General features: G+C 35.0%; 11 protein-coding genes. 6 read left to right on the top strand and 5 right to left on the bottom strand.

Annotation, left to right across the window (positions count from 1 at the left end; genetic code table 11):
• Positions 1–4: 4 nt before the first annotated feature.
• The 5 genes from QMG60_RS17260 to QMG60_RS17240 are packed head-to-tail and all read right to left on the bottom strand — an operon-like array spanning position 5 to position 4,618.
• Positions 5–1,279, bottom strand: a complete 1,275-nt coding sequence (locus tag QMG60_RS17260; RefSeq protein ID WP_281865785.1) for a beta-ketoacyl-[acyl-carrier-protein] synthase family protein — start codon at positions 1,277–1,279, stop codon at positions 5–7.
• Positions 1,276–1,713 (bottom strand): hydroxymyristoyl-ACP dehydratase, encoded by a 438-nt coding sequence (locus QMG60_RS17255; RefSeq protein ID WP_057116030.1) that lies wholly within the window; start codon positions 1,711–1,713, stop codon positions 1,276–1,278. The genes QMG60_RS17260 and QMG60_RS17255 overlap by 4 nt, the downstream gene beginning before the upstream one ends.
• A gap of 14 nt (positions 1,714–1,727) precedes the next feature.
• Complete coding sequence (locus tag QMG60_RS17250; RefSeq protein ID WP_281865784.1) at positions 1,728–2,780, bottom strand: type III polyketide synthase; 1,053 nt, start codon at positions 2,778–2,780, stop codon at positions 1,728–1,730.
• Positions 2,777–3,490 carry a methyltransferase domain-containing protein gene (locus tag QMG60_RS17245; RefSeq protein ID WP_281865783.1) on the bottom strand — a complete coding sequence of 238 codons (714 nt, stop codon included), beginning with the start codon at positions 3,488–3,490 and terminating at the stop codon, positions 2,777–2,779. Before QMG60_RS17245 ends, QMG60_RS17250 begins: the two co-directional genes overlap by 4 nt.
• Entirely contained in the window at positions 3,491–4,618 is a 1,128-nt protein-coding gene (locus QMG60_RS17240) for an NAD(P)/FAD-dependent oxidoreductase (protein WP_281865782.1), read from the bottom strand.
• A gap of 474 nt (positions 4,619–5,092) precedes the next feature.
• On the opposite strand from QMG60_RS17240, the gene QMG60_RS17235 reads away from it, so the two are divergent.
• The 6 genes from QMG60_RS17235 (at position 5,093) to QMG60_RS17210 (ending at position 15,422) form a co-directional block, all read left to right on the top strand.
• On the top strand, positions 5,093–5,542 hold the full coding sequence (locus QMG60_RS17235) for a sigma-70 family RNA polymerase sigma factor (RefSeq protein ID WP_241774327.1): 450 nt from the start codon (positions 5,093–5,095) through the stop codon (positions 5,540–5,542).
• A gap of 92 nt (positions 5,543–5,634) precedes the next feature.
• Positions 5,635–6,840, top strand: coding sequence for a FecR domain-containing protein (locus QMG60_RS17230; RefSeq protein WP_281865781.1), 1,206 nt, complete (start codon positions 5,635–5,637; stop codon positions 6,838–6,840).
• Between the two features lie 101 nt (positions 6,841–6,941).
• Positions 6,942–10,532 (top strand): SusC/RagA family TonB-linked outer membrane protein, encoded by a 3,591-nt coding sequence (locus tag QMG60_RS17225; RefSeq protein ID WP_057116025.1) that lies wholly within the window; start codon positions 6,942–6,944, stop codon positions 10,530–10,532.
• Positions 10,533–10,542: 10 nt separating this feature from the next.
• Positions 10,543–11,940 carry a RagB/SusD family nutrient uptake outer membrane protein gene (locus QMG60_RS17220; RefSeq protein WP_281865780.1) on the top strand — a complete coding sequence of 466 codons (1,398 nt, stop codon included), beginning with the start codon at positions 10,543–10,545 and terminating at the stop codon, positions 11,938–11,940.
• 60 nt (positions 11,941–12,000) lie between these two features.
• On the top strand, positions 12,001–14,007 hold the full coding sequence (locus QMG60_RS17215) for a TlpA disulfide reductase family protein (RefSeq protein WP_281865779.1): 2,007 nt from the start codon (positions 12,001–12,003) through the stop codon (positions 14,005–14,007).
• Entirely contained in the window at positions 14,007–15,422 is a 1,416-nt protein-coding gene (locus QMG60_RS17210; protein WP_281865778.1) for an alpha/beta hydrolase, read from the top strand. The genes QMG60_RS17215 and QMG60_RS17210 overlap by 1 nt, the downstream gene beginning before the upstream one ends.
• The last annotated feature ends 48 nt before the right edge of the window (positions 15,423–15,470 follow it).

Here is a 15,470-nt window from a genome sequence, read left to right as displayed (position 1 = left end):
ATATCTATTTTTGAAATTTTTTTAAAATTATACAAGCATTTACATCGCCAAAACCAAAACTTGCTTTGGCAATTATTTTAGGATTTATAGTAATTGTTTTTGAAGGCACTTTTGAGGAATCAATAAGCGCCGTAATTTCCGGATGAAGATCTTCGCAATTGGTATTTCCAAAAACAAAACCTTCATGAAGCTGCAATACTGCGGCGACACTTTCGATACTTCCGGCTGCACTTAGACAATGTCCGGTCATGCTTTTTAAAGAATTGATATACGGAAAATTAGATCCATTTCTGTTTAAAGCTTTTGTCCAGTTTTCAATTTCAAAACTGTCTTTTGTAGTGGCGGTAAGATGTCCGTTTATAGCGTCAATAGCATCAGCAGAGATACCGGAATTTTCAATTGCAGTTGTAATACATCGCTGTACTGCTGTGCCGTTGGGAGCTGTCATACTTCCGTTACCGCGCTGTCCTCCTGAGTTTACACTTCCGCCTAATATTTCGGCATAAATAGTTGCTCCGCGTTTTAAAGCAGTTTCTAAATCTTCTATTACTAATGCGCCGGCACCGCTTCCAGGCACAAATCCTGCAGCCGTGGCACTCATAGGTCGTGACCCTTGTTCCGGATTATCATTATATTTGGAACTGCAGACACGTAAGGCATCAAAACCCGCCCAAATATAAGGACCACTGTCGCCTGTACTTCCTGCCAGTATGCGATTTGCCTGTCCGGATTGTATGCGATCATAGGCCATCATTATAGCCTCTGTACCAGTTGCGCAGGCAGATGAGTTGGTGGTAACCTGATTTCCGAGTCCTAACTTTCCACCCAAATAGGCACTTATGCCGCTGTTCATGGTTTGTGCTACAACAGTGCTGCCTAACCTTCGCACCTGTAATTCGTCTATTTTATAAATGCTTTCGCGGAATTTATCGATACCAGATGTTCCAGAGCCAAAAATAGTACCGCTGTCCCAATCGGGTTCTTCATTAACTTCTATTGATAATCCAGCATTTTTCCAGGCTTCCATACCTGCGATAACACCGTATAAAATCCCAGTGCTGTTAAAACCGCGAAGTTCCAGTTCTGTAAAATATTGTGATTTAAGTTCTTCAGAAATTTGAGGCTGACCGGCAATCTGACAAGAGAACTGCAATTCCTGTAGTTGTACATCATGCCGAATTCCCGATATTCCGTTTTTTATGGAATGACTAAACGCTTCAATTCCAACTCCGTTGGGAGCCGCAACGCCTAATCCTGTTATCACAACTCGTTTCTTCATAATTTATTAGTAATCATACCAGCCAAAATACCTTTACAGACTTCTTGTCCGGCTTCGTTTTTCATAATGACATCACATTTCAGTTTTCCAAATCTGAAAAATGATTTTTGAGAGGTTACCGTTACTTTCTCGTTTGGATATACAGGCTTTAAAAACTGCATATCGGCAGAGGTAAAAGCAATTACAGTATCTTTATTAAAACTGTCACCCAGCAGGTAAATGCCAAGGCAGACCATACCAATTTGCGCCATGGTTTCTGTCAGGATTACACCTGGAGTTACAGGATTATCTTTAAAATGACCTTTGTAAAAATCTAGGTTTTCATTAAAAGTATAAGTTCCGGTAACGCTATTTTCATCAACATGAAGCAGTTCGTCAACAAACAAAAAAGGTTTGCTGTAAGGTAACTGCGCTATAATATCTTGTGCTTTCATTATTTATGTTCTAATTACCATTGCAATAAAACCCTTTGTGCTGAAAATCCCGGACCAAAACTAAGCATCAAACCTTTTTCTCCTGGTTTAGGATTTCCATCCATAATTCGTTCTAAAACATATAATACAGTTGCGCTTGACATATTGCCGTATTGTTTGAGAACTTCTTTAGTATCATCAATATTTTTTCCCAAACCAGCGAAAAGAGTTTCAACTGTGTTTACAATCTTTTTACCACCGGGATGAAATATCATGTGGTCAATATCTTTAATTTCTAAATTATTTTTCTCCAAAAACGGGTGAATAATAGCACCAAAATGCGATGCAATCGTGTCAGGAACTTCGATATCCAAAACCATCTGTAAGCCTGTATTGGTCAGTTTAAATCCCATCATGTGTTCTGCTTCATAAAAATGATACATTTCTTCGCTCAAAATTTCCGGGCCGTAATCTTCTTCATAAGAAGAAAGTAAACAACAGGCAGCTCCATCTCCAAAAATAGCCGCGCTTACAATATTCGGCATCGAAAAATCATCAAGCTGAAATGTTGCTGTTGGTGATTCTACAGCTATAACTGCTGCACGTTTTCCGGGATTAGCTTTCAGAAAGTTTTTGGCGTAAATAATACCGGATATTCCGGCAGCACAACCCATTTCTGTAACAGGAAGACGGATAATATCCTGTCTCAAATTCATTTTATTGATGAGGTAAGCATCCAATGAGGGAATCATAATTCCAGTACAGCTTACTGTGATAATGTAATCAAGCGTCTGCGGATCCCAATTTGCTTTTTCGAGCGCTTTCTGCAGCACCTGCTCGCCTAAAATTATAACTTCACGAGTGTAAATATCATTTTTTTCTTCAAATGATGTTGCAGTAAAAACTTCAGCGGGATCCATTATAGAATAACGTTTGTCAACGGCTGCACCTTCAAATATCTTTTTTACTTTTTTTATAAAACGTTCGTCTTGTCCGTGAAGCCAGCCCTCCAGCATTGGAAGTATATCGGCCGTTTCACGCGAATATTGTGGCAGTTGCTTGGAAGCAGTTACTATTTTTACACTCATTTGTTTGTTATTATCCACTGGTAGCGAAAAGCCCATTTCCAGTTTATGGTATAGTTTTTTAAATTTGTTTTTTTAGAGAATTCTTCCAGTTCTTTCTTTCTAAATCCTCTTAAAATAGATACCAGTCCATCTTCGCGCGACATTCTGTTCAGATTAAAAATAAAACAGATCAGTTCAAAAAGACGGTATGCTGTTTTACTTCGATGCAGGTCATTGATAATGATTCCAGCTTCGGCATTCTTATTAAAGATAGTAATTATATTTAATATTTCCTCATTTGAAAAGTGATGCAGGGTAAGGGTACATAGAACAATATCATACTTAAAAGCTTTAAAATCCTCACTAAAAATATCCATGCATTTATAGTCAATATTTTGATATTCTGTAGATAATGTTTTGGCATAATTTACAGTAAATTCATTAGCATCTACTCCGATAAGTTGTAAATTAAGCTTGTTTTTTTGACCGAATTTTGCCAGCATTCGCAGCATATCACCATTTCCACAGCCAATATCAGCTATCATAATTGTTTTAGTTTTGTCGAGCTTTTTTACTAATGTTTTTACGCCGTGAAGTGTAACTTTATTCCCACCGAGTAATTGATTAATGTTTGCAATTTGATCAAGTGCCGCCCTTAATTCTTCTCCCTGAAGAGAAAAATCATCCATTATTTCGGTTTCCTGAGTTCTGTATTTGGTATTTATGGACATTTAATTAATTGCTATGGGTTTTCCGTGTGTTTGTTTAATTATTCCTTTCAAAAGAGCAGGAAATGATGCTGCGATTGTAATGAACAGATTGGTAATCGTTTTATAGGTTAAGATGCGTGCGAGGATTCTTCCCATAAATAATCTTTTTCCAAAATGTTTCTTCCATTCTTTTGTATATTTTTTTTCTAATCCTTCGCGGGAAAGTGATTCATTCGAAAAATATTCTACAACCAATTCTGATGCTATTTTTGCGCTGTGAATTGCCATCGCCATTCCGTTGCCACAAAGCGGATGAATAAGTCCTGCCGTATCACCAATCATTATAATATGATTTTCTACAGCCCTTTTTTTCTCAAAAGAAATCTGGCTTATGGTAAGCGGTTTATCAAAAACAAGTTTGCTGTTTTCAAAAATGGATTTTAGATGTTTGTTTTTATAAAGTACATGCTGCTGGTAATCCTCAATATTTTTATATTGTTTAAAAGTGGCGTAATCTGCCAGATAACAAATGTTTATGAGATTATTCTCTACTTTAGAAACGCCGCAATAGCCCCCTTTAAAGTTATGAAGCGCTACAAGATCATTATCAAGATTACCCGAATAATGTGCTTTTACAGCCAGCCAGGGTGATTTTTTATGAAAGAAGTCCCGATCTAAAACCTGATCTACATTGGAACGTTTGCCAAAAGCGCCCAAAAGAATTTTAGCCGTTAAAATTTGATTTGAAGTAGTAACCGTAAACATATCATTGCTAAAAGAAATGTCAGTAACATTTTCTTTAAGGATAGAGCAGTGGTTGGCTAATGCTTTATGATATAAGAAATCGTCAAGTGAATACCTGCTGATTCCAAATCCTCCTAACGGAAGTACCGCCTTTGCAGTTTTGCCGTTATTAGCAGTAAATTCAAATTTAGAAATATTTGTTGGATGAAGTTCTGAAACATCGGCGCCAAGCCAAACCAGATAAGGTAAAATCTCATTTGAAATATATTCACCACAAACCTTATGTCTGGGATAATTGGATTTTTCAAGCAGTGTTACTTTCAAATTCTTTTGTGATAGATGAATAGCCGCTGTTAAACCAGCTAGTCCGCCGCCAATAATTAATACATCAGAATTTGTTTTCATAATTACCAATTTAGGCATTAAATATGAAACAACATAACCTTTATTAGATATATTTTTGCAGTCTAACTACATCCAAAGATTTCATTTCTGTAATAAGTTTATGAGACAAAAGGGGTCAATAATGAAACATTTTAACAAAACTAAAAATCATATGTTTTTCATTCTTCATCTTAATCGTAATATTCAAACAATCAAAGATGATACAGCATTAAACTGTAAATACTAAATTGTAACTCTTTATTAGATTAATCTCGTAAAAAGTGTTTATTTTCCTGCTTTTTTGCAATGATTTTAGGTGTTTTGTATCAATTGGTTTCAGATATTGCAGTTTTGTTTATTAAAAATATATATTTGCTAGAATAAAAGCAGAAAGAAATTAATCCACAGCAGCAACATATTAAAATTGACGAGGAATACTATAAGGAACTTTTTTATTCCTTATATCCAAGACTTGTAAGCTATAGTTTCAAATATTTGAAAGATAAATTTGAAGCAGAGGAAGTAGTTGAAAATGTCATGCTGCAATTATGGGAGGACCGTTTGAAATTTGAAAAAGTGGATGATGTGAAATCGTATATCTATAAAATGGTCAAAAGCGGTTCTCTAGGAGTCTTAAAAGAACAGCAAAAAAAGGTTAAGCTTGAGGATGAAGCTTCTGATAATGCGCTTGAATTTGATTTTAATATTCTCGAAGAGGAAGTTTATGCTGTCCTGATCACTGCCTTAGATTCTCTACCTGAAAAATGTAAAGAAGTTTTTGAACTTTCGTGTTTAGAAGGAATGAAATATAAAGATATTGCACTCCAGCTTAATATTTCTATAAACACTGTCAAATCACAACGTTCACGTGCTATTGAATTGTTAAAGACAAAACTTACAAATTACCCAGAATTACTGTTTTTTTTATTTTTTTTGAAAATTTAACTTAAATCTTTCCACCCTTTTTTAGTGTTTGGTACTCTTAGTTATATAACATTTACTTAAAGTGTTAATAATAGATACTTAATATTAAAAATATGTCTTTAGAAAAAAAAGAATTTCTAATCGCTGATCTTATAAGAAAAGAGCTTTCTGAGGGCGGTTTATCTACGGCAGAAAATGCTGTACTGCAGCAATGGCTTTCGGTGCCGGAAAATCAGCAGTATTATCAAAAGCTGATTCGCTTTGAAACCTTAAAATCCAAAGAGGCATTTTACAACAGTATTGATACAGATGCCGCTTTTGAAAGAGTCAGAGAAAAGATCAGGCAGGATCATACACCTGTAATTTCATTTTTCAACTACAGACAGTTTCTACAATACGCAGCAGTTTTTGTAGTCCTGCTTGGACTTGCTGCTGTATTTATTTTTAGAAATAGTGAAAACAATCCAAAAAATGAAGTTGTAGTTCGAAGCATTGCTCCAGTATACCATAACCCAACTTTGGTTTTGGCAGATGGGACAGTTGTTTCCTTAGAACCAAAAAAGGAAAAGATTGTTTCTAAAAATGGTGTGATCTCTAATGTAAATAGTGTTTTGGTTTATGATGCCAAAGATTTAAACGGAACAACTTCAACGGGGGATAATACTTTAATAGTTCCTGTGGGCGGTATCTATGCCGTAAACCTTTCTGACGGCACAAAGGTTTGGTTAAATTCAAAATCATCCTTGAAATATCCAGTTGAATTCAGCTCAGATAAAAGAATAGTTACTCTTGAAGGAGAAGCTTATTTTGAAGTAGCTAAAAATCCACACAGTCCATTTATTGTAAAAACAAAGTCAGGTAATGTAACAGTATTAGGAACACATTTTAATGTGAGTTCTTATACAGAAGATCAATTATTTGCAGCAACTCTTGCAGAAGGGAAAGTTAAGGTTTCAGGTATTTCCACTGAATCAGAAAAGACGTCTGTTGCTTTAACACCAGGACAGCAGGCAAGAATATATCATAAAAATGAAGAAATCAAAATAACAGAAGTTGATCCTGCGGCTTACACGGCATGGAAAGACGGCAGGTTTTATTTTGAAAACGAAAGCCTGAAAAGCATTTTGACCAAGATGTCCAGATGGTACAACTTTAATGTCAAGTTTGAGAATAAATCTTTGGAGCAGATCAAGTTTACGGGTGTTGTTTTAAAACAAGAACCTATAGACCGCCTTCTGGATATTATCAGTAAAACATCGAATGTGAATTATAAAATAACCAAAATAAACCAAAATTATGAAGTAACCGTAACTAAGTAAATAAAAAAAACCGGAAAATATTGCGAGTATTTCCCGGCGAGTATTTGTTCAGTCGAAAAAAAGAAGTCAAAATCTATTAACCAACCAAAACATTTAAAAGTATGAAAAAAAACCTATCCGCAAAAGATTGTGGGGTAAAATCCGCTCTTTGGGATAAATTTCTTGCCATTATGAAGAAATCCCTAATATTATCAATATTTTTTACCCATATAGTCGCTTTCGCTTATGCGCAGAAAGTCACTATTAAGGCAAGAAACCAATCTGTATCGGCTGTTTTAAAAACTATTACCCGCAAGACCAATGTGGAATTCTTCTATAGCGATGATGTCTTTGATGCACAGAGAAGAGTTGATATAGCTGTCAATAATGCCGATGTTATGGCAGTAATTAAACAATTAATTGGTGAGGGTTATAAGGCAGAATTTGTAAACAGCAAACTGATTGTTATTGCACTAAACCCAAAAGTAAAGACAGTCCAAACTTCTGTAATGGAAGAAAAAGTAAAAATTAAGGGAGTTGTTACCAATTCAAAAAAAGAATATTTAATTGGTGCAACTGTCTGGGTAAAAGGTACAAAAGATGGTGCTGTTACCAACTTTGACGGCTCGTATGAAATCATGGCCAAAAAAGGTGATGTACTGATTTTTGAGTATATGGGTTACAAAAAACTAGAAGTTATAGTTTCTGACAGTTTGATTATCAATCCCATCATGCTAGAAGATATAAGTAAATTAGATGAAGTAAAAATCATTTCTACAGGTTATCAAAATATTGATAAAGAACGTTCTACAGGTTCTTTTGCTGTAATTACGGCAAAAGATTTAGAAAAAGTTCCGGTTAATAACGTATTACACAGATTAGAAGGTCAGGTTGCGGGTTTGCAACTGGATATTCAGGATTCAGACAATACTTTTGTGTATCAAAATAAATTTGGCAGTAATCAGGGAAAATTTAGCTATAATGTTGCCATTAGAGGAAAATCTACTTTTGATTCTTTTGGAACTAATTCAATGCCATTAGTTGTGCTTGATGGTACACCTACAGAATTGGATATCAGAACGATAAATCCAAATGATATTGAAAAAATTACTTTTCTAAAAGATGCAGCTGCAGCTTCTATTTATGGTGCAAGAGCGGCAAATGGGGTTATGGTAATTAATACTAAAAAAGGAAAACAAGGACAAACCAGAATTAATTTTTCTCAAAATTATAGTTTCTCTAACAAACCTTCTTTATCAAAATTACCCCTAATGAATTCGTCTCAGGTTTTAAATTTAGAGCAGGAATTTGTAGATAAAAATCTGGTTACAGATCCGGCAAGTGTAACCTATATGCTTACTACGCCGGTCAGCCAGGGAATGGATTTAATGTTTCAGTACAAACGCGGGCAGATCACACAGGCTCAGAGAGATGCCGGGTTAGATGTTTTACGCGGTCGTAATACTTATGGTCAGGCAGAGCAGTATTTGCTGCAAGCTGCAACAAGCCAGAATTATGATTTGTCTTTTAGCGGAGCAGAAAATGATTATTCTTATTTCATGTCAGGTTCTTATTCTAAAGAGGAAACTCAGTCAAAAGGAAATAGCGGACAGCGTTTGACTTTACTGTCTAATCAGGATTTTAAGCTTTTTAATTATGTAAAAATGACAACCAGCTTAAGAGGGTCGATTTTTAAATACAATGATAATGCCTTAGGACTTTCTCCATTAGGAACTTCACCAACAACTTTATTGCCTTACGATCAAATCGTTGGAGATAATGGTAATTCAGTTGATTATTACCGTCGTTATTATGCTGCACAAACAATTCCGTTGGAGCAAAAAGGATATCTGCCTTGGACGTACAATTACATCGATGAATTAAATAATATGGACAGAACAATGGATGAGCAGAACTTTGGAGCTACCATTTCTGCTACACTTCCTTTATTAAAAGGCTTAGATGCTGTTGGTACTTATTCTGTAGAAACTTCAACTTCATCAAGTGACAATATCTATAATGAAAATACCTATTACGCTCGTGATATGGTTAATTCTGCTACATCAATAAACAGTAGCGGTGATTTAGTATACGGAATTCCATTAGGAGGTATTTTTCAAAATAATACATTCGGAAAAATGAGTTCTACCATGAGAGGACAGCTAAATTATGACGGCATCATTGGTGAAGATCATTTGATTAATGCTATGGGAGGTATTGAAGCAAGAGAGACTGGTGAAACTCAGGATTCGAGAACACTTTATGGTTACAATTCAAAAACGCAGACTTCTGTAGATATCCCATCACAAAATTATGTAGACGTTAACGGATATAATTATACTCTAAGCAATGGTAATGTACATAAAGATTTCCGCAGAAGATTTTTATCTTATTATGCAAATGCAGGTTATACATTCAAAAATAAATACACACTTACAGGAAGCGCAAGATTAGACGATTACAACAATTTTGGAGTAAGCAAAAAATTAAGAAGAACACCATTATGGTCTGCCGGAGCTAAATGGAATATTAAAGAAGAATCTTTTCTTAAAGACGTAAACTTAGTTAATAATTTAGCTTTCAGAGCGAGTTACGGATTTAACGGAAATATCAACTTAAATGTTTTCCCTTTTACAAACATAAGTTTAAGTGATTTAGATACTTTTTCACAGCAGCCTTATGCTTTTATCAGCCAGCCGGCAAACCCTAATTTGCGTTGGGAAAAAACAGCAATCTTAAATTTTGGATTGGATTTTTCGCTCTTAAACAGCAGATTAAATGGTACAATAGAATATTATAAAAAAGACAGTAAAGATTTAATTGTAGAATTCCCTGTATCACCATTTTATGGTGTATCAAATAATACGTTGGTACAAAATGCAGCAACTTTAGCAGGGCATGGAATCGATTTAAGTTTAAATGGAACCATCCTTAAAGCAAAAGATTTTTCATGGGATTCTGCTCTAGTAGTTTCTTTCAATAAGACAGAAGTTACAGATTCTCGTTTCCAAAACTACAGCCAGTATTTAAATGGTTCAGGAGGTACACCACCTATTGAAGGCTACCCGTTGAACAGTATTTTTGCTTTTAGGTCAGCAGGATTAGACGCAACTGGAAGAACTCAGGTATATGATAAAGATGGTAATATCGTAAATTCTTTTACTTCTCTAAAAGATATTGCGGACATGAAGTACATGGGAACTAACATTCCTTCGTATTACGGAAGTTTCAGCCAGACTTTCAATTATAAAAAATTGTCATTATATATTTTGGCAACTTACAAGTTTGATTATGTATTATTTAAACCAACTTATGGAGGTTACGTAAACAGACAGGGCAGATTTAATCAATACGATTTAAATACAGATATCGATCAAAGATGGAGAAATCCAGGAGACGAAGCGACAACTTCTGTACCGGGAATTCAGGGGTCAACAGGACTAAGTTATGTAAGATATATGTTTGCAGATGACAGAATTATTGAAGGAGATCATATCCGTTTCAGAGAACTTTCATTAAAATATGATTTGACAAGTCTGATTGACAGAGGAATTGTAAGAGGGGCTTCGGTAAATTTTACAGCTAGAAATCTTGGTTTCTTCTGGAGAAAAAATAAAGATGGTTTAGATCCTGACTTTTTACCTTATACAGGAGCTAATATGAAACTGCCTGCAACGGCGATTTATTCAATTGGTTTTAATGTTAATTTTTAATTTTTTAAAGATGAAAAAATATTTAAAATACATAGCAATTGCTGCAGCGGGAGTTCTTGTTTTAAGCTGTGATAATTATGTGGATATCAAAACAGAAGGGAAACTAATACCTGAAGAAACATCAAATTATAGATATCTTCTAAATAACAGTTCTACATTAGACAAAACTTATGGTAGTATAGATGTAGCATCTGATGATATTAGTTTTCAAAATGAAGCTCATACCACTGCATTAGCCGCTGCAGATTACCTTCGACCTTTTAGAAATTTGTATAAATGGTCTGATGTTGTCTATTTTGACGGTGAGACGGATTATGATATGAGTAATCTTTATAATGCATTATACACTGTTAATGTAGTTATCAATGAAGTAATGAAAAGTAAAAATGGAACGGAAGCCGAAAAAGCAGCCATAAAGGGTGAAGCAGAAGTACATCGTGCCTTTATTTTTCTAACGCTGGTGAATACTTTTGGAAAAGCGTATGATGCCAATACTTCGGCTACAGATCTGGGAATTGTTCTTTTTACAACACCAACTGTTTCAGATGACATTAAAAGAAGTTCTGTACAGGATGCTTACAATCTAATTCTTAGCGATCTTAATGATGCAGTAAATTCAGGGTTAAAATCTGTAAATTCTGGCAACAATGTGGCCTTTCCATCCAGAGCAGCGGCATATGCACTTTTGGCGAGAACCTATTTGTATATGCGTAATTATCCGCTGGCTTTGGAAAATGCCGAAAAAGCACTAGCATTACAAAACACACTTAACAATCTGGAAGATTATGAATTTGCGGCTTATCCGTCAAGAAAACTTGATAAAGAATTGATTTTATCAAAATGGAATGGATATAGTTCTTACTCTTATGCACCGCAAATATTATCGTTAAGCAATGAGTTGATCAATTCGTTTGATACCAATGATTTACGCTACGTACTTTTTACACAGCCATCAAGCAGTTTTAATTCGGAATATACTTTAGGAAGAACATATTCTAAAGAAGGCTTAACGGGAGAAAGCAGAAATGCAGGTCCAACAGTTCCTGAAATGATGCTGATAAAAGCAGAATGTCTGGCGAGAGCAGGTTCTGGCGATTTAGCAATTGCAGAAATAAATAAATTAAGACAAAAAAGATTCAGAGCTTCACAATACACTGCTATGACAGCAGCAGACAGTAAAGACGCTCTAATCAAAGTTTTAGCAGAAAGAAGGAGAGAGTTAATGGCAACTGGAGGCTTTAGATGGTTTGATTTAAAACGCTTAAACAAAGAACCCGAATTTGCCAAAACCATTACCCATGATTTTGCAGGACAAACCTTCACACTTGCCCCAAATAGTGATCGTTATCAAATGCCTTTTGCTCCAATTTATTTTGAATATGCTCCAAACTTACAACAGAATCCATAATTTATTTAATTAAAAATGTGCACTCGATTTTTTCGGGTGCACTAAATTCAAAAAAAGAAAATGAAAAAATTAAAACTGGTACTATTTTTTCTGAGTATCACAACAGGTTTATTGGCACAAGATGCAGCACCGATGCAGAAAATTGTTCTGTCTCCTGAACATCCAAATCCAGGAGATGAGATCACTATAACTTATAATGCCGCCGACGGACCGCTGGCCAATGCCATGTATGTAAATGGGGTAGTGTATACCTATGATAATTTTAAATGGATTACGAATGATATTACTTTAAAAGCCGCAGGAGATAAAAAATGGGAAGCCAAAATGAAACTTTCAGATCATGCTTCGTTTATTAACTGCGTTTTCAAATCCGATACCATAGTTGACAGAGGACAAAGAATGCCTCACGCTTACATGTTTGCACAAGTTCCCGGAGCGTATACGGGCTGGGGAATTTTGAGAAGCAGGGCCTTTCAAAATGAAGTTCCAAATGTGGTAAGTGACAGCGCATACATTGCAGATCAGGTTGGTTTGATGTGGATCAACTATGAATTGCAATACCATCCCGAAAGCCGCAAAAAAGTTTTTTACTACGGATTAAAATTAAAACAGCTTTCAACTGGTACCGATCAGTCTGCAGCTATCAAGAAAGAATTACGAGGTTTATTAGCCGAAAAAAATCTAGATAATACAACACAATATGATATTCAAAAGACATTGTATTTATTAGATAATTCGACAAATAAAGTATTTACAGATTCTGTTCAAAAGGTTTTAGTAATGAAATATCCTTTTGGTGTTTTAGCCAGAGACAAAGAAATTCAGGATATATTTAAAGAACCTGATTTTTCTAAAAAAGTAAAATCATATGATGAATTCAATAAAAACTTTCCGCAAAGCAAATTTGAAGATGTTTATACTGATGTAGAAAGTTTGTATTATGATAAAATGATTAAATCAATCGTTTATGGCTATATCGTAAATAATAAGGATTACAATTATGCTCTTAACAGTGTAAAATCAGTTTCTTTTACAAACTTATTGGACTATCACTGGCACTTAGTATCAATTCCTTTTGACAGAGATCACGAAGGAACTGAAAAAGCTTCTATAGAAACTTTAAAAAAGTATGCAGATATTTTTATGGGAGAAATGGAAAACAGATTAACCTATGTTCCAAAAATGTTTGCTGGAAAATTATCTTTGAAAGAATGGCAGGAGCAGGCTTTACAAATGATGGCAAGAGAATATTTTACTTATGCTAAATTGGCTGAAGCAATAAAAAACTATGATGTAGAAGAAAAATATATGGCAAAAATTAAACCTTTATACGGTTATAATGATGCTGTATACAATGAAGTATATACCAGAATGCTGTTACGAAAAGGACAAACAGCCGATGCTAAAAATTATATGGCACTTGCAGTAAAACAAAATCAGGTAACACCACAGATGCTGGCTTCTTTAAAAGAAATTTACCTAAAAGAAGGTGGTGCGGCTGCAGGATTTGAGGCTTACTTAGAATCTTTAAAATCTTTAAGCAATATTGAGCAACATAAGAAGAAAGTAATTTCAGAATTGATAAACCTTCCAATTGCAGGTTTTGATTTAGAAAGCAGCAAAGGCGGCAGAGTAAAACTATCTGATCAAAAAGGAAAAATCGTAGTACTTGATTTCTGGGCAATGTGGTGCGGACCATGTAAAAATGCTATGCCGGGAATGCAGATGGCAGTTGAAAAATACAAAAAAGATGCGAACGTAAAATTCTATTTTGTAGATACGCAGGAATATATAAAGGATTATAAAGAGCAGACCCAGGCATTTATCAAAGAAAAAGGATTTGATTTTAATATACTGTATGATGGAAAAAATCCTAAAACAGGAAAGTTAGATCTAGTATATGAGCAGTACTCGAAAGCATTTAAATTTTCTGGTATTCCAGAGAAAATGATTATTGATGCCGATGGAAAATTACGCTGGATGTCAAACGGATATTTTGGAAGCCCAAGCGAATTGGTAGATGAAATTTCAATTATTGTTGAGTACTTAAAGTCAGAGAAAAAATAATGAAAGGATTATTTAATTTAAAGAAAACAAACCTTCTTTTAAGATCGTTATTTTTCTTGATGATGACCAGCCAGTATAGTTTTGCACAAATTATCTGGCAGGGCCAGCATCATTCGTACCGTATTATTTTATCGGGAAATATGGACAGCTACCAAACAGATTCGCTGAGTGTCAGTATTCCTGAATTAGATATCAATAAAAAAGTAGTTACTGAAATAAAAGGAGACAGCCTGTCTTTTAAAAATGAGATGTATGGTTTCTCTTTTAAAGGAAAGTATAACCCAGAGAAAACGGCTATTTCAGGAATCTTTAATTATTACTCCATTCCAAATACAGCAGTTGTTTTAAAAAAGGAAAAAGAAATACAGCCTTTGTTTTTTGCGCAACATCCTAAAAAGCCATATCCGTATCAGGTTATTGATATGACTTTTCTAGGAAAAAGCACCAAATTAACCTACGGAGCAACCTTAACAATTCCGCAGGATAAAAAGAAGTATCCTCTGGCGATTTTAATTTCTGGAACTGGACAGCATGACCGAAACTACACCTATATGGGCAGGGAATTTTTTACAGTCCTGGCTGATGAACTTGCTCGAAAAGGAATTGCTTCTCTGCGTGTTGATGACAGAGGAATAGGTAAGACGTCGGGCGATTTTAAAAATGCAACAACAGGAGATTTTGCAGATGATGTTGATGCGCAGATTGCATACTTAAAAAGTGATAAAAATATTGATGCTTCTCATATTGGATTAATCGGCCACAGCGAAGGCGGGATGATCGCTTCAATTGTGAGTGCAAGAAATAAAAATGTAAAGTTTATGGTAAGTTTATCAGGTGTTGCAGTAAGCGGACTTGAAATGCTAAACCTGCAAAACACGGCAATTCTCAAAAATTATGGTTTTTCAGACAAAGTGGTGAATAAACAAATGGAAATGTATAACATCATGTTTAAAGCCGTTTACGATACAAAACCAACAGATTCTGTAACACCGGTACTGCAGCTAAAACTGGACCAGTGGCTCAAAACACAGGATTCGACTACTCTAAAAGAGATTCATATGTGGGGCGGACGCGAGAAAGATTTTATATACCGTTACGGTAAAGATGCAGAACGCAGATGGTACCGTTACTCGATTCATTACGATCCCAAGGATTATCTGCCAAAAATTGAAATTCCAGTTTTGGCTGTAAATGGAGATAAAGACATTCAAGTTCCGGCACAGGAAAATCTGCAAAGTTTTAAAAAATACCTCAAAAGCAGCGACGTCACAACCAAAATCTATCCAAATCTAAATCATATGTATCAGCACTGCATAACCTGCAAGCAGAGTGAAAGTAAAGAAATCGATGAGGTTTTTGCCCCCGAAGTTTTGCAGGACATCTCTAATTGGATTTTGTCAAGGTATAAAAAATAATTATCTAATAAACATTTCTCCCGCCATTGTCAGGATTTGAAATTTAAC

It is taken from the genome of Flavobacterium sp. GSB-24 (assembly GCF_027924665.1).
GTDB lineage: Bacteria > Bacteroidota > Bacteroidia > Flavobacteriales > Flavobacteriaceae > Flavobacterium.
The sequence above is the reverse complement of the archived record's forward strand: the minus strand, read 5'-3'. Positions and strand labels throughout refer to the sequence as shown.